At 40.5% G+C, this 21,689-nt stretch carries 20 protein-coding genes; 6 read left to right on the top strand and 14 right to left on the bottom strand.

The features are described from left to right. Positions 1-5: 5 nt before the first annotated feature. Positions 6-2,000: an acetoacetate--CoA ligase gene (locus tag KHB02_RS15240; protein WP_213140232.1), complete on the bottom strand. Its 1,995-nt coding sequence runs from the start codon at positions 1,998-2,000 to the stop codon at positions 6-8. Between the two features lie 235 nt (positions 2,001-2,235). On the opposite strand from KHB02_RS15240, the gene pdxR reads away from it, so the two are divergent. Both pdxR and KHB02_RS15250 read left to right on the top strand, forming a co-directional pair. Then, on the top strand, positions 2,236-3,672 hold the full coding sequence (pdxR, locus tag KHB02_RS15245; protein WP_213140233.1) for a MocR-like pyridoxine biosynthesis transcription factor PdxR: 1,437 nt from the start codon (positions 2,236-2,238) through the stop codon (positions 3,670-3,672). A 495-nt stretch (positions 3,673-4,167) separates the two neighbouring features. Further along, complete coding sequence (locus KHB02_RS15250; RefSeq protein ID WP_213140234.1) at positions 4,168-5,835, top strand: ribonuclease J; 1,668 nt, start codon at positions 4,168-4,170, stop codon at positions 5,833-5,835. Between the two features lie 245 nt (positions 5,836-6,080). Here the strand turns inward: KHB02_RS15250 and KHB02_RS15255 are convergent, their stop codons facing one another. Next, a complete protein-coding gene (locus tag KHB02_RS15255) occupies positions 6,081-6,929 on the bottom strand; it encodes a gamma-glutamylcyclotransferase family protein (protein WP_241113884.1) in 849 nt (282 codons plus the stop codon). 180 nt (positions 6,930-7,109) lie between these two features. On the opposite strand from KHB02_RS15255, the gene KHB02_RS15260 reads away from it, so the two are divergent. Continuing rightward, a complete protein-coding gene (locus tag KHB02_RS15260; protein WP_213140236.1) occupies positions 7,110-7,682 on the top strand; it encodes a phosphatase PAP2 family protein in 573 nt (190 codons plus the stop codon). A 48-nt stretch (positions 7,683-7,730) separates the two neighbouring features. Here the strand turns inward: KHB02_RS15260 and KHB02_RS15265 are convergent, their stop codons facing one another. After that, positions 7,731-8,498 (bottom strand): alpha/beta fold hydrolase, encoded by a 768-nt coding sequence (locus KHB02_RS15265; protein WP_213140237.1) that lies wholly within the window; start codon positions 8,496-8,498, stop codon positions 7,731-7,733. A 197-nt stretch (positions 8,499-8,695) separates the two neighbouring features. On the opposite strand from KHB02_RS15265, the gene KHB02_RS15270 reads away from it, so the two are divergent. Then, the gene (locus KHB02_RS15270) at positions 8,696-9,802 is read left to right on the top strand and encodes an AbrB family transcriptional regulator (protein WP_241113885.1); all 1,107 of its coding nucleotides are present in this window, start codon (positions 8,696-8,698) and stop codon (positions 9,800-9,802) included. A gap of 71 nt (positions 9,803-9,873) precedes the next feature. Here the strand turns inward: KHB02_RS15270 and KHB02_RS15275 are convergent, their stop codons facing one another. The 8 genes from KHB02_RS15275 to KHB02_RS15310 all read right to left on the bottom strand — a co-directional run bounded on the left by KHB02_RS15275 (position 9,874) and on the right by KHB02_RS15310 (position 17,228). Beyond that, positions 9,874-10,611, bottom strand: a complete 738-nt coding sequence (locus KHB02_RS15275) for a response regulator (protein WP_213140238.1) — start codon at positions 10,609-10,611, stop codon at positions 9,874-9,876. Further along, positions 10,589-12,199, bottom strand: coding sequence for an ATP-binding protein (locus KHB02_RS15280; RefSeq protein WP_213140239.1), 1,611 nt, complete (start codon positions 12,197-12,199; stop codon positions 10,589-10,591). The genes KHB02_RS15275 and KHB02_RS15280 overlap by 23 nt, the downstream gene beginning before the upstream one ends. A 70-nt stretch (positions 12,200-12,269) precedes the next feature. Beyond that, entirely contained in the window at positions 12,270-13,796 is a 1,527-nt protein-coding gene (locus tag KHB02_RS15285) for a tripartite tricarboxylate transporter permease (protein ID WP_213140240.1), read from the bottom strand. Positions 13,797-13,858: 62 nt separating this feature from the next. Next, on the bottom strand, positions 13,859-14,314 hold the full coding sequence (locus tag KHB02_RS15290) for a tripartite tricarboxylate transporter TctB family protein (protein WP_213140241.1): 456 nt from the start codon (positions 14,312-14,314) through the stop codon (positions 13,859-13,861). A 60-nt stretch (positions 14,315-14,374) separates the two neighbouring features. Beyond that, on the bottom strand, positions 14,375-15,415 hold the full coding sequence (locus tag KHB02_RS15295) for a tripartite tricarboxylate transporter substrate binding protein (protein ID WP_213141255.1): 1,041 nt from the start codon (positions 15,413-15,415) through the stop codon (positions 14,375-14,377). Positions 15,416-15,651: 236 nt separating this feature from the next. Further along, the gene (locus KHB02_RS15300) at positions 15,652-15,792 is read right to left on the bottom strand and encodes a YrzI family small protein (RefSeq protein ID WP_213140242.1); all 141 of its coding nucleotides are present in this window, start codon (positions 15,790-15,792) and stop codon (positions 15,652-15,654) included. Positions 15,793-15,988: 196 nt separating this feature from the next. Then, positions 15,989-16,594 carry a TetR/AcrR family transcriptional regulator gene (locus KHB02_RS15305; RefSeq protein ID WP_213140243.1) on the bottom strand — a complete coding sequence of 202 codons (606 nt, stop codon included), beginning with the start codon at positions 16,592-16,594 and terminating at the stop codon, positions 15,989-15,991. A 112-nt stretch (positions 16,595-16,706) separates the two neighbouring features. Further along, entirely contained in the window at positions 16,707-17,228 is a 522-nt protein-coding gene (locus tag KHB02_RS15310; protein WP_213140244.1) for a cupin domain-containing protein, read from the bottom strand. A gap of 288 nt (positions 17,229-17,516) precedes the next feature. Here KHB02_RS15310 and KHB02_RS15315 point away from each other — a divergent pair, with 288 nt between their 5' ends. Next, a complete protein-coding gene (locus KHB02_RS15315) occupies positions 17,517-17,714 on the top strand; it encodes a hypothetical protein (protein ID WP_213115843.1) in 198 nt (65 codons plus the stop codon). Between the two features lie 93 nt (positions 17,715-17,807). Here the strand turns inward: KHB02_RS15315 and KHB02_RS15320 are convergent, their stop codons facing one another. The 3 genes from KHB02_RS15320 to KHB02_RS15330 all read right to left on the bottom strand — a co-directional run bounded on the left by KHB02_RS15320 (position 17,808) and on the right by KHB02_RS15330 (position 21,062). Further along, entirely contained in the window at positions 17,808-19,178 is a 1,371-nt protein-coding gene (locus tag KHB02_RS15320) for an MATE family efflux transporter (protein ID WP_213140245.1), read from the bottom strand. A 194-nt stretch (positions 19,179-19,372) separates the two neighbouring features. Continuing rightward, entirely contained in the window at positions 19,373-19,690 is a 318-nt protein-coding gene (locus tag KHB02_RS15325; protein ID WP_241113886.1) for a hypothetical protein, read from the bottom strand. Between the two features lie 88 nt (positions 19,691-19,778). Next, positions 19,779-21,062: an MFS transporter gene (locus KHB02_RS15330; RefSeq protein WP_213140247.1), complete on the bottom strand. Its 1,284-nt coding sequence runs from the start codon at positions 21,060-21,062 to the stop codon at positions 19,779-19,781. A gap of 196 nt (positions 21,063-21,258) precedes the next feature. Between KHB02_RS15330 and KHB02_RS15335 the strand changes: the two genes are divergently transcribed. Next, positions 21,259-21,540, top strand: coding sequence for a hypothetical protein (locus KHB02_RS15335; protein ID WP_213140248.1), 282 nt, complete (start codon positions 21,259-21,261; stop codon positions 21,538-21,540). Positions 21,541-21,689 lie beyond the last annotated feature (149 nt).

Raw genomic sequence — 21,689 nt, forward strand, 5'->3', positions numbered from 1 at the left:
AAAGTTTATTTTTGTAAGCCGTTTAGACTTTTCTGAAATTCTATGAAATATTGTAAAGTATCAGGATTCGCTAATGAGCCTGTATTCACTGCCTTTTCAACAGGCGTTCCCATCAAAATTTTCTTGATCGGTACCTCCAGCTTCTTTCCGTTCAACGTTTTCGGCAGTTCCTCAACTACAAAAATTTCATTTGGAACATGCCTTGGGGAACAATCTTTACGAATAGCCTGATTAACTCGGGACCTCACATCGTCAGACAGCTCAGTTCCTTGTTTTAAAACTACGAATAAAGGCATATAGGATTGCTCGGCACTTAGCGGCAGATCGACAACTAAGCTATCAAGGACTTCAGGCACCTTTTCTAGTGCACTATATATTTCACTTGTCCCCATCCGGACACCGCCGCGATTAATCGTTGCATCCGAACGCCCGTATATGATGGCGCTGCCCCTTGAAGTGATTTTAATAAAATCACCATGGCGCCAAATGCCTGGGTACATGTCAAAATAGCTGTCGCGGTAACGCTCGCCGCTTTCATCATTCCAAAAATAAATTGGCATCGATGGCGTCGGCTCGGTAATGACGAGTTCTCCTATCTCATCGGTCAGCTCTTCGCCCTGTTCGTTAAATGCCTTTACAGCAGTACCCAGCGCCCGGCACTGCAATTCCCCAGCATGAACTGGCAGGGTTGGAGCACCGCTAACGATTGAGGTACAAATGTCCGTTCCTCCACTTGTCGAAACGAGCCAAAGGTCTTCTTTCACATGTTCATACACCCATTCAAATCCGCTGACAGGAAGAGGTGACCCCGTTGACCCGATACTTTTTAAATGGGAAAGGTCAAACTGTTCCTTCGGCTTCAGGCCTGCCTTCATGCAAGCCGTAATGAAGCCCGCACTTGTTCCGAACATGGTCATTTTCGAAGATTCGGCAAATTTCCACAATGTATCATAATTTGGATATGCTGGATTACCATCATATAATAGAATCGTTGAACCAACCAGTAAACCGCTTACAACTACATTCCACATCATCCAGCCAGTGGTGGTATACCAGAAGAAACGATCATCTTTAGAGATATTGCTTTGCAGCGCCATCATTTTAAAATGCTCTAATAAAATTCCGCCCTGGCTTTGGACAATCGCTTTTGGTTTGCCAGTAGTACCGGAGGAATATAAAATCCACAGTGGATGGTTGAATGGAACCTGTTCAAATGCTAATTCTTCCCCGGTGTAAATTTCCAGCGGATGATTCCACAAGACAGCGTTCGTTAACTGTCCGATATTTGGCTCTTCATTTATGTTTCGGATAATGATCGTTTGCTGTAGAGTTGGCAGTTCCGCTTGGATTTTTTTCACCAGTTCAAGGCGATCAAAGTCTTTTCCTCCATACCGGTAGCCATCAACGGCAAACAATACCTTCGGTTCAATTTGCTTAAAGCGGTCAATTACGCTCATGATCCCAAATTCAGGTGCACAGCTTGACCAGACGGCCCCGATGCTGGCACATGCAAGAAAGGCTGTAATCGTTTCATGAATATTGGACGCATACGCTACTACACGGTCTCCCGGCTGAACTCCAAGTGATTTAAGATATTCGGCAATGGCCGCGGTGTTCTTTTTCAATTCAGCCCAGGTTATTTTCCCCTGCGTCCAGTTTTCACTTTCGTATATAATTGCTTCTTTTTCAGGGATTTCATTCCGAAATACATGCTCTGCATAGTTTAAAGTAGCTCCAGGAAACCACTGAGCCCCTGGCATTTTTCTTACCTTTAAAACCTCTTCATATGGCGTTTTCGCCTGAATGTCAAAATAGTGCCAGACGGCAGACCAAAAGCCTTCAATCGAGGTAACTGACCACTTCCATAACTGTTCATATGTATCAAAGTGCAATCCCCGTGTTTCTTCCAGCCATATCATGAATTTTTTCAAATTGGATTCATCCTGGAATTGTTGTGAAGGCTCCCACAACAACTTTCCTTCCATTTTTTCAATCGTCATTGCCATTCCCCCAAATGTCGTGTTCGAATTGTTTTAGCTACACTTACCATATACGAGTTTAGGATAGTAATTTCCTTCTTAATTTTTCAAAAAATGAAAAAACTCTTAAAAGAAAAGCTGCCATGTTGCAGGCAGCTAAAATACGAGGCACCGACTATCGTGTCCAAAATGAAAAATGCATTGAAAAAGTATACAATTATAAATAAAACCTAGATTAAGTTGAAGGATGTAGCTAATGGATTGGAAACCTAACAGAGAATCTAAAATACCCATTTATAAACAACTTGCTTTATATATCGAGAACGGGATTGCGGATGGAACTTTTCCCCAAGATAAACCATTGCCTTCTGAAAGAGGCTTGGCGAAAGAGCTCGGAGTAAACAGAAGCACCATCATTGCGGCTTATGACGAGTTGGAATCAAATGGACTGATTGAGCGAAAAAAAGGCAGTGGAACAACCGTAAGCAAAGATATTTGGGGAATGGCTAAGAACCGTGTTCCAAGCTGGAACAGGTATATTGAGGCAGGCTCATTTCTTCCCAATTTACCTGTAACGCAAAGAATTCACAAAGAGATGGCTGAGCAAAAGTTAATTAATTTAGCCAGCGGCGAGTTATCTCAGGATTTATTTCCTTTAACGTCTCTTAGGGAAATTACTATGCACAGATCCTTTATTGGTACTTTGGGATATGACCATCCACAGGGAAATTTGATACTCAGAGAAACACTTGCTAAGCATGTTAAACAGTTCCGAGGGATCGAAACGAATCCTTCATCTATATTGGTTACTTCGGGAGCACAGCAAGCTTTGCATCTTGTGGTGCAATGCCTGTTAAAACCAGGAGACTCAGTTGCCCTTGAGAATCCTTCCTATCATTACAATCTGCCTGTATTTAAATCTGCAGGTATCAAAACCTATTATTTAAAGGTTGGCAATGATGGGATAAACCCAGACAATATAACCGATTTATATAAAAAACATCGAATTAGGATGATTTTCTTGAATCCAATTTTTCAAAATCCTACGGGAACGCTTTTATCCCTAGAACGGAGGAAAAAGATTCTTGAAATATCATCTGAATTTGGAATTCCAGTGGTGGAGGATGACCCCTATAGTTTGACGCCTTTTTCAATGAAAAAAATCCCAACTCTTAAATCATTAGACCATCATGGAAATGTTTTATATATTAGTTCTTTGACAAAAATTGTTGCCTCCGGGCTGCGGATAGGATGGATTATTGGACCGAAACAGGTCATTGAAAGGTTATCAGATGCCAAACAGCAAGTCGATTTTGGACATGCCAGTTACTCGCAATGGATTGCGAATGATTTTTTAGAATCACATGATTTTAAATCGCATATGAAAAGCTTAGTAAAGAGGTTGGAAAGCCGCAGAGATCAAATTGTTGACAGCCTGGATACGTTTTTAAAAGATCAAGTCGAATTTAAAATCCCTCAAGGCGGCATTCACTTGTGGTGCCGAATTAAAAATGAATGTGATGAAATCAATTTGTTGGAGGAATCGATAAAAAGAGGTGTAATATTTGTCCCTGGTTCAACGATGGGGACTGAAAAGGGATTCGTCCGTTTTACCTTTGCAAGGGAAAATGAGGAAATGATTAATGAAGGAATTCGAAGGTTTGCTAATGCACTTGAGAGTGTTTCAAAGTAAATAGGGCAAATAATAAGACCATCCTTCAAGATGGTCTAATCAACCCCAATATAGATTCCAAGTGAAATTAAAGCGATGCCGATAATAACAACATATATTAAAGTTAAGTTGGTGGTGTTTCTTTTTGTTGATCCACTGTAGTTTTCATCAGGTTTCCTGGTAATTAATAGCGTTGAAACTACAGAAAAAATAAGGATTAAAATTACTAAACCGATCATTATATTCATACCGCACCTCTAATTAAAAAGCTTTTGCTACCTATATAATATCGAAAACATATTGATTATTGACCATCCAATTCATCTAAAATTAGACCATCCACTTTTTTCTTAATAAAAAAGGCCGTTGTTTATACGGGCCCCTATATTATATTTACACGTTACCTCATGATTTTGGGGCGGTGAATCTTACGGAAAAATGGTGTTCACAGTTAAATTAATGAAGGATTCTCCGGGTATATTATAAATATCAGAATGTATTCGGGAGGTAGAAAAAGTGAGTAACAATACCCTATCCTTTTTTGCTTTAGGCGGCATTAATGAAATTGGCAAAAACATGTATGTGATTCAATATAATGACGATATCGTGGTGATTGATGCCGGCGGAATGTTTCCTGATGAAAGCTTGCTTGGAATTGATTTGATCATCCCAGATGTGACCTATTTGGAAGAAAACCGTGAGAAAATCCGTGCTTTGGTTGTGACTCATGGGCATGAAGACCATATTGGAGGTGTCCCTTATTTTTTAAAAAAATTAAATGTACCTATTTATGCAACACGTTTTACGCTCGGTTTGATTGAATTAAAATTGGAAGAGCACAGACTAAAACGGGATACTAAGCTTGTACCGATTGATGCTGATTCAGAGTTAGAATTTGGCGAGATTAAAGTTTCCTTTTTCAAAGTCAGCCATAGCATTCCGGATTGTCTTGGGATTGTTTTCCATACACCAGAAGGAAATGTCGTTCATACGGGGGACTTTAAATTTGATCTAACTCCGGCCAATAACCAATATTCCGATATACATAAAATGGCAGAGATTGGCCAGAAAGGCGTTTTGGCGTTAATTTCGGAAAGTACGAACGCAGAAAGAAAAGGGATCACTCCTTCTGAGCAAATGGTGGGCAGTCATATGTTGGAAGCTTTTCTTCGGGCTACGGGGAAAATTTTCGTTTCGACTTTTGCTTCCAATGTTAATCGTGTGCAGCAAGTCGTGGAAGCCTGTCTTGAGACAAATCGAAAGCTGGCCTTGCTGGGCCGAAGTATGGTGAATGTCGTTGATGTTGCCATTGAACGTGGCTATTTGCATGTACCGGAAGGAATGCTGATAGCAGCAGGCGAAATCGAAAAATTTGCCCCCGAACGAGTCGCCATCCTATGTACTGGAAGTCAGGGCGAGCCAAATGCCGCTCTCGGGCGGCTCGCAAGCGGAAGCTATCGGGATGCTTCGATTTATCCCGATGATACTGTTATTCTAGCGGCATCCCCTATTCCTGGGAACGAAAAGGATGTTTCCCGGATTATCGATAACTTGTTCCAGCGGGGAGCGCATGTTATTTACGGTTCCGGAAGCTCAACCGGTATGCATGTATCGGGCCACGGTTACCAGGAAGATCTAAAACTGATGCTTACGTTGATGAAGCCCACTTACTTTATTCCGATTCACGGCGAATACCGGATGCTTCACCATCACCGGATGCTTGCGGAATCGGTTGGAGTGGAAAAAGGAAATACCTTTATTATCCGGAATGGGGATGTTGTGGATATTCAAGACAGGGTTGCGAGGCAGACAAGATCTGTCCCTGCTGGTGATACATATGTCGACGGCGTGAGTGTAGGTGATGTGGGAGAAATTGTGCTTCGTGATCGGAGGCAACTGTCAGAAGATGGCATGCTAGTAATCGTTTTAACGTTAAGCAAACGGGACCAAAGGATTATCCAAGGACCCGACACGATTACGCGCGGATTTGTGTATGTGAAGGAATCTGAGAATTTGATGAGGGAAATTAACAGCCTTGTCAAAAAGACGGTCAATGACTTACAAGAAGAAAACATTCGGCAATGGAACGTCATCAAACAAAATATCAAGAAGGCTGTAGGACAGTATCTCTTTAAAGAAACGAAAAGAAAACCGATGATATTGCCGATTATTATTGAGATATGAATGTGTAAAAAATTGCCAGGCACCTTCTACCGAGCGCCTGGCAATTTTTGGAGTTTAGAAGTAAAAATTATGATTCTCCAGATATATTTAGAAAATCGCAGATATATTTGGAAGTTCGCAGATATATTTGGAAATTCGTAGATATAATTAAAAATTCGCAGATATCCTTAGAAAATTCGCGGATATAAATGATGATATGCAAGAATGGCGCTATTTTTAATCAAAAACCAATTTCAGATTCGCGATTAAAGCATCTTAACGTGTTCCTGCAACCTCGAAAGATAAGTTTCACTTAAAAAACCGCTCCCGCCACGGATAATTTCCTCGAGATAATGGTCAGGCGGTGCTGTTTCAGGGTCTTTCGAAACGACTATGAATGTTAGTACATCTTGGATTGTCTGGCCATGCATCTTGACATCAATTAATGCAGGCCGGTAGAGGCGAGTATGAACGCCTTCTCGCCGGTATAAATATTCGAGACATTCATATGGAATCTCGTAAACCTTCCCTTCCACAACACCTCCCTCTTCCACAATGTCTGCCCGTCCGCCGTCAGGCAGCTTTTTTGTAAACCGAAGGGTGTAACCCTTAAGCTCTGCAACCCCGGCAAATTTTTGAAAAAAATGGTCAACACCACCGAGCTTAAACCTGGCATGGTCCAAACAGCTGCCATATGCAAAATACAGTACGTTCCTGCTTTGTTTTTCAAACTGATACACCTTCCAGTCACCTAGTAGGATTGGCGTAATTAACATGCTTTCGTTGTGTTTGGCAACCGTGTAGATATAGGCTTCCGTCTTCCCATTGTCATGAAAAATGATTTGTTTTTTACGGTCGTATAAATTGTCGTGACTATGTTCCTCATATTCTTCCAATTCGTCCAGGCTGCATAGATGTTTATCTGAAACCAGGTATAATTCCCCATATACCGGATCCGATTCTGATTCTTTCACCGCCGGATAACCTAGTCCAGTGTCGAAAAGGCTTCCGTTTGCCCAAGCCTGCTCAGCTACAAGCTCTGCCCCCTGCAGCAAATGATGATATTTTTCATTCTTTCTCAATGTTCCATAAACGAAGACATAATGTTTGTTCATTTTTTTCAGCAATCCCTTTCGTTGAAATAAATTCATCCATTCTAAACTTATCTTTACTTCGGCATAAAAATCCTAGATTCCTTTTACAGTTAGAGTAATTTTTTTGGATTCCTTTCTATACATGGACTGCTGGTTTGCTGGAAATAATAGCATTTAGTTAAAGTTAAGGGGGGCATCTTAATGGATCTTAATATTTTTAGAATAATAAATAAAATGGCCGGCCGTTCTCGTTTATTGGATATGATCATGATAACCATTTCGAAAAAAGCTCGTTATGTATATGTATTATTATTAATTATCTTGTGGTTTCGCAATAAGAACTATAAAAAACACTCGCTATTAACGGGGGTATCGGTTGGAGTAACCTATATTATTACTTTCATAATAAAATTTTTCAATTATCAACCAAGGCCATTTGTGAACCATGAGGTGCATTTATTACCTCCTGTGCCAGCAAAAAAGGATTCTTCCTTTCTAAGTAAACATACAGCATTGGCTTTTGCGGCAGCTGTTTCAGTGCTTTTATATCAACGAATATTTGGAAAAATAATGTGGTATTTGGGTATATTTATCGGAATCTCACGGATTTGGATGGGGCACCATTACCCTTATGAAATTGTTAGAAGTGCTGCACTCGGAAGTATAGCTAGTTTCATGGTTCACCTTACGAAAAAGCTGTGGGATCCAATCTTATCCCGATTTATTTATTCATATAATCGTTTTTGCTCCTTTTTAAAATTCCAATTAAAATAATGTTAGCGGGAGCAGCCTTTAGGATTCCTCCCTCTTTTTCATATTTGTTTAATTATGTTTTTGAATAAACCTGCTGATTAGTTGGTTTAAGTTAGGAGCTGACTTCGTTGGTATCTGGTGCTTTTCATATATAAATTTTAATTCATTATTAGGAAGCTTTTCATTTAAAATTTTGGCATATTTATGAAACGATTTATCTTTTTTTCCATAAATCAATAAAACCGGATGATTAATGGTATGTAATTGATTGGTACAATTGTATTGCAAGCTATAATTGTAATATTGTGCGATGTTTCTTGTATCACCATTCAGGGCTTCTTGATACATAGCTTTGAATATTTTTTTATCATCGGAATTGCCCCAGGAAATCGCTAAAGCCAACAAACGTTTGGCTCCTGCTTTGGCAAGTAGCCGTGCCAGAATAATTCTTTTTTCATTATACCAATCATAAACCTCAGACATTCCGCTGATAATAATGGCTCCCAATGCCCTGTCTGGGTTTGTCAATAAAAATTCCAAAGCAATGGAACCTCCGGTGGAATATCCGCAAAGATATGCTTTTGAGATTCTCAGATAGTCCAAGAGATACCGTATGTCATCCGCAATTAACCGATAGGTAAGAGGTTGTTCCGAATAAGAGCTCTGGCCATGGCCGCGAATATCAAAACAAATGACTTTGTAATTTTTCGATAAATCATCCATCTGGTATTTGAAATTAGCGCTTGTGAGCAAGGGAGGATGGATAAAGACGATGGGAACTCCTTCCCCTTTCACGGTGTAATACAGGCTGATTCTTTCCTTTTTCATAACAGGCATCGTTAACCCCTCCTTAATTTCATATTTCAACTGGCTTTAATATTCAAATTCATTATTTAGGTTTACTCCTACATAAAGCCCTTATTCTAAAAAGAATGCTTCAAAATATTAAGGATCAATAAATCATGGTAAAATGATGATAATATGGAGTATTCAAACATAACATAATATTATTTTTACAGAATGAAGGGTTGTCGTTGGCAAAGTTTTCGAACATTAATACCAATAAATCAAATCGCTTTTTTATAACACTCTTCATTGCTCTTATCGGCGCGCTGATATTCCAATTCCTTCATACCCCCATTCCTTGGCTTTTAGGACCAATGACTGCCGTATTCATTGGCTCTAGGTTTAATCGATTTGAACTGTACTGGCCGAGATCGATTCGAGAAATTGGATTAATCATTGTGGGCTATTCGATTGGGCTGTCGTTTACCAAAACGGCTCTTTATCAAATCATGGCGAATTTGCCTTCCATGTTGTTAATGACCACTTTACTAATTTGTTTTTGTGCTGGCATTGCCTTTGTAGTAGCAAAACTGACTGACGTTGATTATCCCACTGTTCTAACCGGAAGTATCCCCGGGGGTCTATCGCAAATGATTACCTTTGCCGAAGAGATGAAGGGAATTGATATTACAACGGTGACGTTTCTTCAGGTTGCCAGATTAATGATGATTATCTTTTTTGTTCCGTTTCTAGTGTTCGGACCGCTTTTTCATAATTCAGGGAAAGTAGATTCAGGTTCCTCGTTTTTGCAAAACGCAGATCAAACTTCTGGAGGAATCCTTTCTCCGATGCTGATTTTATTCGCGGTTATTTGCGTTTTAAGTGCCATACTAGCGAAAAAAATAAAGGCACCTACGCCATTTCTGCTGGGGCCGATTTTGGGAACCGCTATTTTTACTATTGGCGGGCTGCAAGGTCCTGCACTCATCCCTTCTATTTTGGACCTCTCACAATTTATGATTGGCGGCTATATAGGACTGTTGTTGAAACCTGAAAAACTGACAAATAAAGCAAAAGTTATTACCCTTGCCATTATCAGCGGGGGACTGATGATTCTCTGCTCATTAGGATTAAGTTTGCTTTTGGTATACTTTCGGTATTTCACTCCATCCACCAGCTTCCTGAGTGTCGCCCCAGGAGGAATGGATCAAATGGGCATCCTCGCTCATGCAATAGGAGCGGACTTATCAATGGTGAGTGGCTTTCAGCTATTCCGGCTGTTTTTCATATACTTTGCCGTCCCGCCAATCCTAAGATGGATATTCAAAATCAGAAAAACCGCAAAATCCACTTAGACTTACCAACATAACAAAAAGTGTAAAACCTGAAAAGGTTTTACACTTTTTTATTTTTATAAGTGTCCGCCTCAGGTGGACATTTGTCTTTTGGTGGCGTCTGATACCAAATAGACGCGTTCAGGGCGGCCAACTGTGCCGTAGGCTAAATCGGCTTCGATTTTGTCCTCCGCGACAAGGTGTTCGAGGTAGCGGCGGGCGGTGGTGCGGCTGACGCCGATTTCTTTGGCAACGCGTTCTGCGGTGAGACCGCCCTCTGCTCGTCCGAGTACTTCCATTACCTTATCTAAGGTAAGCGGGTCGATGCCCTTTGGAAGGTAAGGCTTGTCCCCCGCTCCTGCGGCCCCCTCAACATCCTTGCGCAACAGCTGGTCGACCTGTTGCTGGGTGACGTGCGGATTATCTTGTCCCAATTGAACAAGCTTTCTATGAAACTCTTGATACCGCAGCAATGATTGCTTGAAACGCTCAAAGACAACTGGTTTAATGATGTAATCAAAGACACCTATACTAATTGCCTCTTGAACTTTATCAATCTCTTTCGTGGCCGTAATCATAATGACGTCCATTTGCTTTGCCTGCTGTTTTGTTTCCTTCAGCAAATCTAGTCCGTTCATATCCGGAAAATATACATCCAACAGAAGCAGGTCCGGCTGCAAAATCTCGATTAACGTTTTTGCTTCTAGATAACTAGCCGCAATTCCTACCGTTTGAAAGCCTTCGAGTTGTTCCAAAAACCTCTTTTGAATTTCCGCCACACGTAAATCATCCTCAACAATTAACACTTCAATATCTCGGTTCACCTTCATGCAAACTCCCCCTGCGTTTTGGAATCGCCACTGTAAAAATCGTTCCTTCTCCCTTGGCCGATGAAAACGTCACGTATCCCCCTAATTCGTGAATCTCCTTTTGAACGAGACTAAGACCGATTCCGGAATTGGTTCCTGAATTCTTTGTTGAAAAACCTTCTTTAAAAATCTGATCAGTCAACTCGGCGTCAATCCCTGCGCCGTTATCTTCTACTTCGATAATCAATTCCCTGCCAAGGTCGGTTAAAAACAAGGAAACGATTTTTTCCACCTTGTCATTTGCCCTCACAGCTTCAAAAGCATTGTTGACGAGATTGCCAATAATCGTGACTAGTGAATCCCGGCTGATGTCACCAGGAAGATCCCTAAAACTGCTTTCACTATCAATCGTAAACTGAATTTTCAGCTCGCTAGCCAGGCTGACTTTCCCTAGAATAAATCCGGCAATAATCGGATCAGGTATTTCCTTCATTAAAAATCGAATGAACCCTTGTGTGACATCCACTTCTCGTGAAATGAAATCGATTGCCTCTTTATAGGAACCTAACTGAATCAACCCTAGCAATGTATAGAGACGATTGGAATACTCATGTGTTTGAGCCCGCAGCCCTTCTGCATAAGCCTTGACATGAGATAATTCCTGAAGCAGGTGCGCCAATTCAGATTTATTCCGCAAGCTCGCTACAGCCCCGATAACGGTACCTTTGTTGTTAAAAATTGGCACTCGGTTTGCTAAAAAGATTTCCCCAAAAATCATGAATTCCCTGTCATATTCGGCCTGACCGGTCCTGACTACATCGAGCAAATGCGTATTTTCCAGGACTTCTTCAATCCTTGTCCCACGAAGAACGGTATCGCAAGGGACCTGTAAAATTTTATGCGCTGTTTCGTTGACAACCGTGATTCTGCCATTCGTATCAATGGCAATTATACCTTCATGAATGGATTCAAGGATTGCATGCTTTTCCTGATACATCCAGGCAATCTCCTCTGGCTCAAGCCCCAAAAGTGCCTTTTTAATATTAAACGAGATTAATATAGCAGCCAGAAGACCGCCTAATAAAATAATCATGATGGCCCAAAAGACTTTCTTCTGAATTCGTGCCACTTCTTTTTTAATATCTGTCTGCAGGTACCCTACTGAAACGACGCCAGCAACCTGTCCATCTATAAAAACCGGAGCTTTTCCTCGTAAAGAAGGTCCAAGTGTCCCAACTGATTCCGATATAATTGATTTTCCTTTAAAAACACGGTCATTATCTCCACCGACCATTTTTTTGCCTAAACGATTAGGGTTAGGGTGTGAATAACGGACCTCGTCTCGATTTCCGATAACAATAAATTCTGCACCCACCTGTTTCCGAATTTTTTCTGCAATAGGCTGAATAATGGATGCAGGGTCCTCCGCACTAAACGCCTTTTGTATTTCCGGCATGTTCGCAATCGATTGAGCAACGGATAACGCCTTCGTTCCAATCTCATGCTTCAAATTCGTTTCCATGATATTTTTAAACGTAAATTCTATGATGGTTCCCATTATAATAATAACTATAGAGATTCCCAGCATTAGTTTTGTATGTAAACGCATGCAAACACCTCTATCTTAATAATATATTAAAAAAACTCCTTTAAAAAGGAGTTTTTTGTAATCTTCAGATTTATCCCTCAACATTAATGATAACCTCTTTGCCCCTGTGCTTCATCATGAATGGCACGACGAGCCATAATAGGGTGATTAAAAGAAAAATTAATGAAATTGGGCGCGAAAGAAATACCGTATAATCACCGTTCGAAATGGTCAATGCTCTTCTAAGGTTATTCTCAACCATTGGGCCTAAAACAAGTCCAAGAACAAGTGGAGCAATCGGATAATCATTTTTGCTTAAAAAGTAACCAAGAACACCGCAGGCTAATAATAAAAGTAAATCGTAAGTCGATACTTGGACCGCATAAACACCGAAAATCGAAATGGCAATAATCATTGGAATCAAGTACTTCTTTGGTGTCTCAATAATTTTTGCAAAAACTTTTACTAGAGGCAGATTTAAGATTAATAGCATAAAATTTCCGATAAACATACTGGCAATCAAGCCCCACGCCACTTGCGGATGGTCTTCAAATAATAATGGACCCGGCTGGACATTGTACATCATCAAGGCCCCCATCAAGATAGCCGTAGTCCCAGAACCTGGAATACCTAATGTTAATAATGGGATCATCGCTCCGCCTGATGCAGCGTTATTAGCGGATTCAGGAGCAGCTACCCCTGCAATCATACCTGTTCCAAATTTTTCTGGTTTCTTCGAAATCTTTTTTTCTAATAAATATGAGAAGAACGATGCGAGTGTTGCTCCTGCCCCCGGTAGAATACCGACGAAAAAGCCGAGTAGTGATCCGCGGACAATTGGAGCTGCAGACTCCTTGAATTCTTCCTTGGACGGCAGCATATTGTTGATTTTGGCAATTTCTCCGTCATCCTCTTCTTTTTCAAGGATGGTTTTGAACACCTCACCAAGTGCAAATAAACCGACCGCGAGTGTCAAAAACTCAATTCCCTGGTATAACCATGGGATCTCGAAGGTAAACCGGGCAATCCCCGAAACATTGTCAATTCCAATCGTTCCTAGCAAAAGGCCGCAAACCGTCATAATCAACGCTTTCGTTACCGATTTTCCAGCCAATCCGCTGACCGCCCCAAGCCCAAGAAGCATAAGTGAAAAATATTCTGCTGGACCAAATTTAAGAGCGACGTTTGATAATGGCTTTGCTAATAAAATAAGTGCTATAATTGTAACGATCCCGGCAAAGAACGAGCCGATTGCCGCAATCGAAAGGGCGCTCCCCGCTCTCCCTTTTTTCGCCATTTGATAACCGTCCAGCGTCGTGACAACGGAGGACGATTCTCCCGGTGTATTTAATAGAATCGAAGTTGTCGAACCCCCATACATCGCCCCGTAGTAGACACCAGCAAGAAGAATGATGGCGCTGGTCGCTGCCTGCTCCGGCGGAAGTCCGCCGGTTATCGATGCTGTTACCGGAATCAAGAGCGCGACACCGCTCATAGGTCCAATTCCCGGAAGCACCCCAACCGCGGTACCGATTAAAACCCCGACAAAAGCAAAGATGATATTATACCAGATAAGTGCTGTTCCAAAACCTTGTAATAAATAATCAAGTATACCCATGTCCGTACTCCTTTCTAAAAAGCTGACATTTCTTTACATGCAGAAGGTCTCTTGCTTCAAACCTACGAGAACCAAATTGGCCAGCCTGGAAGTGTCCCTTTTAAAACCTCCACGAATAAAAAGTAAACAAGTCCCGAAAATGCTGCTGAAATGATAAGCGAATTGATCCATTTTGAACGTTCCATCGTTTGAAAGCAGACAAATAAAAATAAGAATGTGGTGATTACATAACCAATGGATTCCAACGTTAAAATATAAAGCAAAGTCGCAATAAAAATAATGATGAATGGTTTGTATTCTAATTTTTCTTTATTTTCCTGCTTATTTTTGTTTTGGAACGTCTCAAAAAACAAGCGAATACTTAACAACACTAGCGCGTTTCCAAGGACGAGCGGGAAAATATCCGGCCCGACCACGCTTCCGTAAGATGAACTGGCAAGATGCCGGCTGCCTATGATAAACAATACGCCTACTGCAAGAAACAGGACTGACGCAATACGGTCGAATTTCAATTCCATTCGAAGTCCTCCTTTTTGAAAAAATAAGGGAAGGAGAAAAGCAACTCCTTCCCGCCTTTATTACTTCTGCATGCCTAATGCTGTTAATAATTCTTTGACTTGCTTATCCTGATCTCCTAAGAATTTTTGGAAGTCAGCGCTGTTTTTGTATTCCAATTCCCAGCCTTGTGTTTCAACTTCTTTTTTCCATTCAGGTGACTGGACAAGCTTGTCGATAGTCTTTTCCCAATAAGTTTTAGCTTCTTTAGACATTTTTTCCGGTCCAAACACACCACGCCAAATCGTGAACTCTGCATCTACACCTTGTTCTTTAGCTGTTGGAACGTCTTTGAAATCGCCGCCTAAACGTTCAGTTGAAGTAATTGCCAACACACGAACCTTGCCTGCTTTTAAGAATTCTTTTACGCTTGAAGCATCTGTGCCGATCACGTCTGCATTACCGCCAAGCAATGCTGTAATTGCCTCACCGCCGCCATCATAGGAAACGTACTTGATCTTAGTTGGGTCCACGCCGTATTTAAATGCTGGCAGGATAGAAATTAAGTGGTCCATTGAGCCAGGTGCGGAACCGCCGGCAAATGTTAGTTTAGTAGGATCTTTCTTCACTTCATCTAATACAGACTTTAAATCTTTGAATTTTGAATCAGCCTTTACAACGATTGCTCCATAATCCTTTGTCAGCTGTGCCAATGGTGTTGTGTTTTTATAACCATATGGGCTGTTACCTTCTTTTTTCAGGTTGTTAATAATGATTGGCGGTGAGTTGACAAACAGCATGTCATTGTTTGCCGCTTGCTGTGTGGCGTATTCCGCCATAAACACGGCACCGCCACCACCCGGTTTGTTTTCAACCGTTAACGGCTGCTCCACCATTTTGGTTTCGCTTAAGATTTTTGTGAAGGAGCGTGCTGTTAAATCCCAGCCGCCGCCTGCCCCGGATGGTGCCACAACGGTAATGGCCTTAGTTGGGTAGCCTGTCCCTTCTTCTTTTTTGGCTACTGGACTTGAAGTTTCTTTGCTGGCACCGCTGCTACATGCAGCAAGGCTTAACGCCAATGCTCCCGCAGTCACCACAGTTGAAAATTTTTTGAAACTAAACATCTTTTTAATTCCCCCTTGTAAACGTTTACCTAATTCTACAAAAAATTTAGAATATTGAAAGTTTATATACTTAAACAGCATTAAAACCTTATTAATCATTTTGTTCATTTTGTTCACAAATGAGGCGTGGGGACGGTTCTCGTGCCTCAAAAATTTCGTTAAGCGAACCTCTTGGTTCCGTTCATCCGGTCCAACTAAGTAAAAAAAAGCTAGGGCCTCTGCCCTAACCTCTATGATTATTTAAAATTCCTCATCGAAATACGTTGATTTTTATTCTCATCATGTAGTTTTTCTATATAATCATCCTGTACTGCCTCTTTTAAACTTTTTGTTCGTTTTGTGATGGTGATGGTTAAAAACAAAATATTTAGAGTCATAATTAGCCCACCTTTCTTTCACTTTTTAAAATGACCAGTCGGTTTATTTAATCTCTAAAAAAAATTCTCTTCCAAATAGACTGTTGAGTCTATTTTGATTTTATTATATATTTATGCTGAATTCAATGATTTTGCGCTGAAATTTCTGAAAAACCGCATGAAGAACAAATTTTTTCCATATACAGTTCTCGTCAGGCTAAGCCTTAATTTTTCTTAAAAACATTTCCCTCATCTCGTTAATCACATTATTACATGGAAAGTCGGGATAGATCGTTTGAATCATTGCCCCATCAATCATCGACCAAAATACATTGGCATAAATTTCTGGCTTCAGGTCCTTCTTTATCTCTCCTGAATGCTGCCCCTCTTTAATGATCTGTGAAAAAAGCTGGATAAAATATTCGTGTCTTCGCTGGTTTAATTTTTCCAATAATTCTGGGTGACGAGAGGCATGAAGTTTAAATTCATCGTGGACAACAATATTGCCGATATCTTCTCGATCCTTTGGTGATAAATACATATCAAATAGATGTATTATTTTATCTATAGAATTGGTGCATTTCCCCAATTCGCCGGTTAGTTTTTCATACGTAGCCTCTGTACTCGCCTTCATCAATTCCAGAAAAATTTCATCTTTGCTTTTGAAATAATTATAGATGGCCCCTTTGCTAATTCCGGAATGCTGCACAATGTCGTCAACGGTAGCAATCTGGAATCCTTTCTGAGCAAAGCAGACAAAAGCGCTATCCAATATCTCTTTACGCTTTTTTTCTTTATAGGAGTCGGATACAATTGGCGCCATGGCTGTTCCCCCTTTTGCTGAACGAAAAAATATTATGACCAGTCGGTTTATTTTAATTATAGTTTTAATCACCATAAATTATCAATGAATTCATCATTTTTCTACATATAATTTATTCTGGCAATTCTTTATACGCCAGTTTCAAAATGATTTCTCTATGCTGTGGATATTTTTGCAATAGCTCGTCCTGTGTAAACAATTCAAAATCCTGAAAATCAAAGCCAGGTGAAACCATGCAGCCTACTAGCGAGCATGTTTCTTTCTCCATGACTGATGAACCGAAAATAGCGTTTTTGGGGACAAGCGCTTGCGGAACTTCGCCATTGTTAAAATTCAATCCAAGCCTAATTTCCTCATATTCTCCATTTTCATGAATGATATGAATAGTCAAAGAGCTTCCACCATGAAAATACCATAATTCGTCTGACTTCAACCGATGAAAATGGGAAACCTCATCAGACGTCAATACAAAATAAATACTTGTATACAGCTTTCGTTTTTCATTATAATTCACAGTTAACTCTTGGTCAGATATTTGCTCGGAAGATTCAAAAGTTCGTTTATAATAACCGCCTTCCGGATGATGCTCCAGCCCCAAATTTTTCACCAAAGAATCCAGCATTCGAATATCCATATATTTACTCTCTCCTTCATAGAGAACTATTTAAAAATAATTTTTAATTTTTGTTTGAGGTCCTAATTATCTAAATATTCCGCATAAATAAAATAGTAAGATAAATTTTCCTCCGAAAGTATTTTTTTAAATGTTAATTTGTCTATTGAGAAAAGTCAAATCTATGAATATGCTTCTAGGAGAATATGAAAAATTTGTATAAATTTGATACAAAATAACGATGGACTATTTTTAAAAGCCTGCTATAATGCAATATATAAATATATTACACACGTAAAGGTGGGCATTATGGGGAACACTTGTAGATATGTTGTCAATGCTCTTGGTAAGGGTGGGGAAACATATTATACACAATGCAGAGATAAGCAAGAATTGAAAAAGTGGATTACTGATAATCAAGAAAAATTAGTTATGAATGAACTGCAAATCACAGATAAAAACCAAAATCCATTACTAAAATTATTTGGAATAAAAAAGTTTTTTTAACTAAAAGACGCCATTCTGATGCAATGGCGTCTTTTCATTTTATTAACAGAATTTCAGAGTGATTGATTTAGTGAAATAGCGTTTCAGGCAGATTTACCCCACTTCCAACATTTCAACGTTAGTAAATTTGTGTTTTTGGATGTAGATGAGCCTGATGGCTAAAGCGATTCCTGCGGCAAGGAGACCAATGGTGAGGCCGATCCAGTAGCCCCTTGCCCCTAATCCGGTATAGTGTGCCAATAGGTATCCAGCAGGCAAACAGATGAGCCAGTAGGCAACTAATGTCATAATAAAGGCCAAATTCACATCTTTATATCCTCTTAACGCTGCCTGGGCTGTTGCCTGGATGGCATCGGAAATTTGAAAAAACAAGGCGAAAATTAAGAAGTTTGCCGTCAAACTAATAACGGCCGCCTCATTCGAGTAAAACCCTGCGACCTTGTAGCGAAAAGCCACCACAAATAATCCTGTCACAAGAGCAGTCACCACCGCCAAAACAATTCCTAGCCAGCTATAGACCTTGGCATCCTTATAGCGGCGGGCACCCACTTCATATCCGACTAGGACCGTCTGTGCCATTGAAATGCTGATAGGTATCATGTACAGGAACGACACGATGTTCAAAGCCGATTGATAGGCAGCAACAGTTGTTACATTAAACTTACTGATTAAAATAGTAACGACTGCAAACATGCTTGTTTCAAAAAACGTCGACAACCCCATCGGCACTCCAATTTGTAAAATCTCTCTGCACTTCGTCCACGAAAATTGCTTCATATTACCAAATACGGGGTACGCAGAGAATGGTTCTTGTTTTAACACAATTAAAACCGTAAAAGCTAAAATCACCCAATAGGTAATCGATGTAGCATAGCCGGCACCTGCACCACCTAACTCAGGAAAACCCCATTTGCCAAAAATAAACACATAGTTTAACAGAAAATTTACAGGCAGGGATGAAATCATGATCACCATAACAACACGGGTTTTTCCCAAAGCATAAATAAACGAGCGCAATACATTAAAAATGAAAAGCGGCAAAATCCCATAACTAAGCCCGATAAGATAGTTAAAAGCTGTATCCTGCACACCTCTTGGAAGATTCATCGTTACTAAAAGCGGTGCCAATAAAAAGAAACCAAAAACCATGATAACCAATGTTAAAATGATGGAAAGATACACACCATGCTTAACCACGGCTGCAATTTCATGGCTCTTTTTTTCGCCCAAATATTGTGCAGCAATTGGCGATACTGCCAGGAGAATGCCGCTCAAGCCTGTAAAAATCGGATTCCAAATTGAAGAACCAATCGCGACACCAGCCAGGTCGGTTGAATGATATTTTCCCGACATGATCGTATTGAAAAACACCATGGAAAACATCCCAAGCTGGGTGATTAAAATTGGAACTAACAGAACGAAGATTTGTTTTATTTTATCCTTCAAGGTGATAGCCTGATTCATGGTAGTAAACTCCTTAAAAATACATTCAAAAAATAATTATACTAAATATTTGTTCCATTTTCCTCTATTATTTATTTTCGTTTCTGTGGTTCACAATATCCGCTGGGAATTAATCAATAAGCCCGCAAAAATTAAAAGCAGGAGCCATAGCCCCTGCTTAATTCACGAACAACCTGTTCTGTTAATTAACCTTTTCAGCCTTGGCCTGGCTGGTAGGTACCGTGGCCGTGATGATATCCGTGGCCTGGATAATAGCCGCCGTGGCCGTGGTGATACCCGTGGCCTGGATAATACCCGCCGTGGCCGTGGTGATACCCATGGCCTGGATAATACCCGCCGTGGCCGTGATGATACCCATGTCCCGGATAAAAACCGCCATGGCCGTGATGATAGCCCATTCCCGGATAACCAGGATAACCCATGCCTGGGTGCGCACCCGGATATCCCATTCCCGGATGACCAGGTGGTGCATAACCTCCGCCTGGTAAACCAATTGTTATTTGTCTATCCATTCTTTATCTCCTCCTCAAAATGGTTACAAAATTAGTATATGTGTCCAAATTGAATGAGGGATAGGCTTATTGCCCAATTACTCCAAGCTTATACAATTGCTTCTTCACTTGGCCTGTTCACTTCGCGCTGATTTTCCTTGATCATCATTCCGCCGAGTAAGCCAATCAGCGCGAATGCGGCAGGAATAATAAACCCATAGTGGTACCCCACACTTGCACCGAATGAATGAAAATGGTCTAATACCTTACCAAAAATGCTTGGTAAAAGTACCGCGCTGATAAAACCCCCAGTGTTCGCAAATCCTGTGACTACGCCAACCTCCTTAATAGGGAAAGACTTACGGACGACCGCAAAGGTTAATGTACTGCCGCCATTTCCGTAACCTATTAAAAAGAAAAGCATATATAGAAGGAAAACAGGCGGATTTCCACCGAAAAGCAGAATGATAGTCCAGCTTAGAAAAATAACAACATGAACCAGGACATATGGTCTTTTGAGTGAATCAATCCGTGCTGAAAACCAGCTTGTTACAGGCGCACCGATGATGGCGCCAATCAAGCCTATCATAACCAGCTGGCTGGCAGCGGATCTTGTCATGTCATATACGTGCATTCCGTATGGTACAGCCCATGAACCAATAAATCCAACATACGTCCCTACCGCTCCAAAATGACAGAAAAAAGCTGCCCATGCCTGACGATTTGAAAAAATACGGCGCAGCATCACCAAGGTTTTTTCCTGCCTCGGCTGTTTTTTAAGATAAGACTTTTGCGGCTTGGTTTGGTTTGGGCCCATTTGATTTGGCTTCATGACCAAAACGTAATATAAAAGAATTCCAGTAAGGCAGAGAATAATACCCGTTGTCAAAAAAGGCGATCTCCAGCCAAAGGAGGCAATGAATGCAGAGAAGGGAACTGTCGCCAATAAAAACCCTAAGCTTCCGGCCATTCCTGCTAAGCCAAGCAATTTTACAAATTCATTGGCTCTAAACCACCTGCTTAAAATCAACACCAAATTGACCCAAATGGCGGCATCCCCTATTCCTACCAGCAATCTTGCCGCAAAAAGGATGGCTTCATTCGAGGCAGTACTATAAATAATTGTCCCAAGCCCCGTTAGGAGGGTACCGCCAATAAGAAAATAATTTGGACCCAAACGGTCAGATAAAATCCCAATCGGAATTTGCAGTCCGGCATACGCCAAAAACTGTATACTTGCCAACAAACCAATCGTGGCTGCTGGTAAATGGAAATCCTTCATTAATTGATCCGAAATTAATCCAGGTGCTGTTCTTTGACTTACAATGATAAAATACGTAAACAACACTGCCGTAAAAACTACCCATCTATACTTGCTATTTCGTTTTTCCAATGTTTCATACCCCTGTTGTATTGATTATTTCCCTTATTATACTCCATATTTCCCTAGATGAATTCCCTAAATTCCGATGGAGGCGGTTACATACAAAAAAATTTCAGTTCTCGAAATAATTGCTATTTGTGATTCCCGTCACCCCGTTCCCTCATCCATTTTTACTAAAATAAAGCTACAGGGGAAGGTGATAAAATTGGAAAAAAGAATATCTAATTTTTCTATTTTTGAGAATTACCATGATAGGCAGGTCGTTTTAAACTACTATGAGGACGAAGATTTTTTATGGAAAAGAGATGGGTTTCATTTTGATAAAATACAATTTTTAAATGGAGTGCTTTTATTTACAAAAAAAGATGGAAGAACCTTTTCCATTTCCATTAAGGATTATGAAACTGTATCACTAAATACTGATTTTCAAAACTACTTCATGTTACGCAAGGGCTGTGACCGTATGGAAATGTATTTTCCAAATTGAACCGTCGAGAAAGGGTATTTTTTTCGACAATTTTATATTTTGTAAAAACCTAAATTACCAACCTTTAGTTGTTTATCCCTGCTAACTGGCCTGTTGATTTCCGCTCCGGGCACTCGCTTTCCGCGGGGAGGTCCTGGAGCCTCCTCGGC

This window comes from Neobacillus citreus (assembly GCF_018343545.2).
GTDB lineage: Bacteria > Bacillota > Bacilli > Bacillales > Cytobacillaceae > Neobacillus > Neobacillus citreus.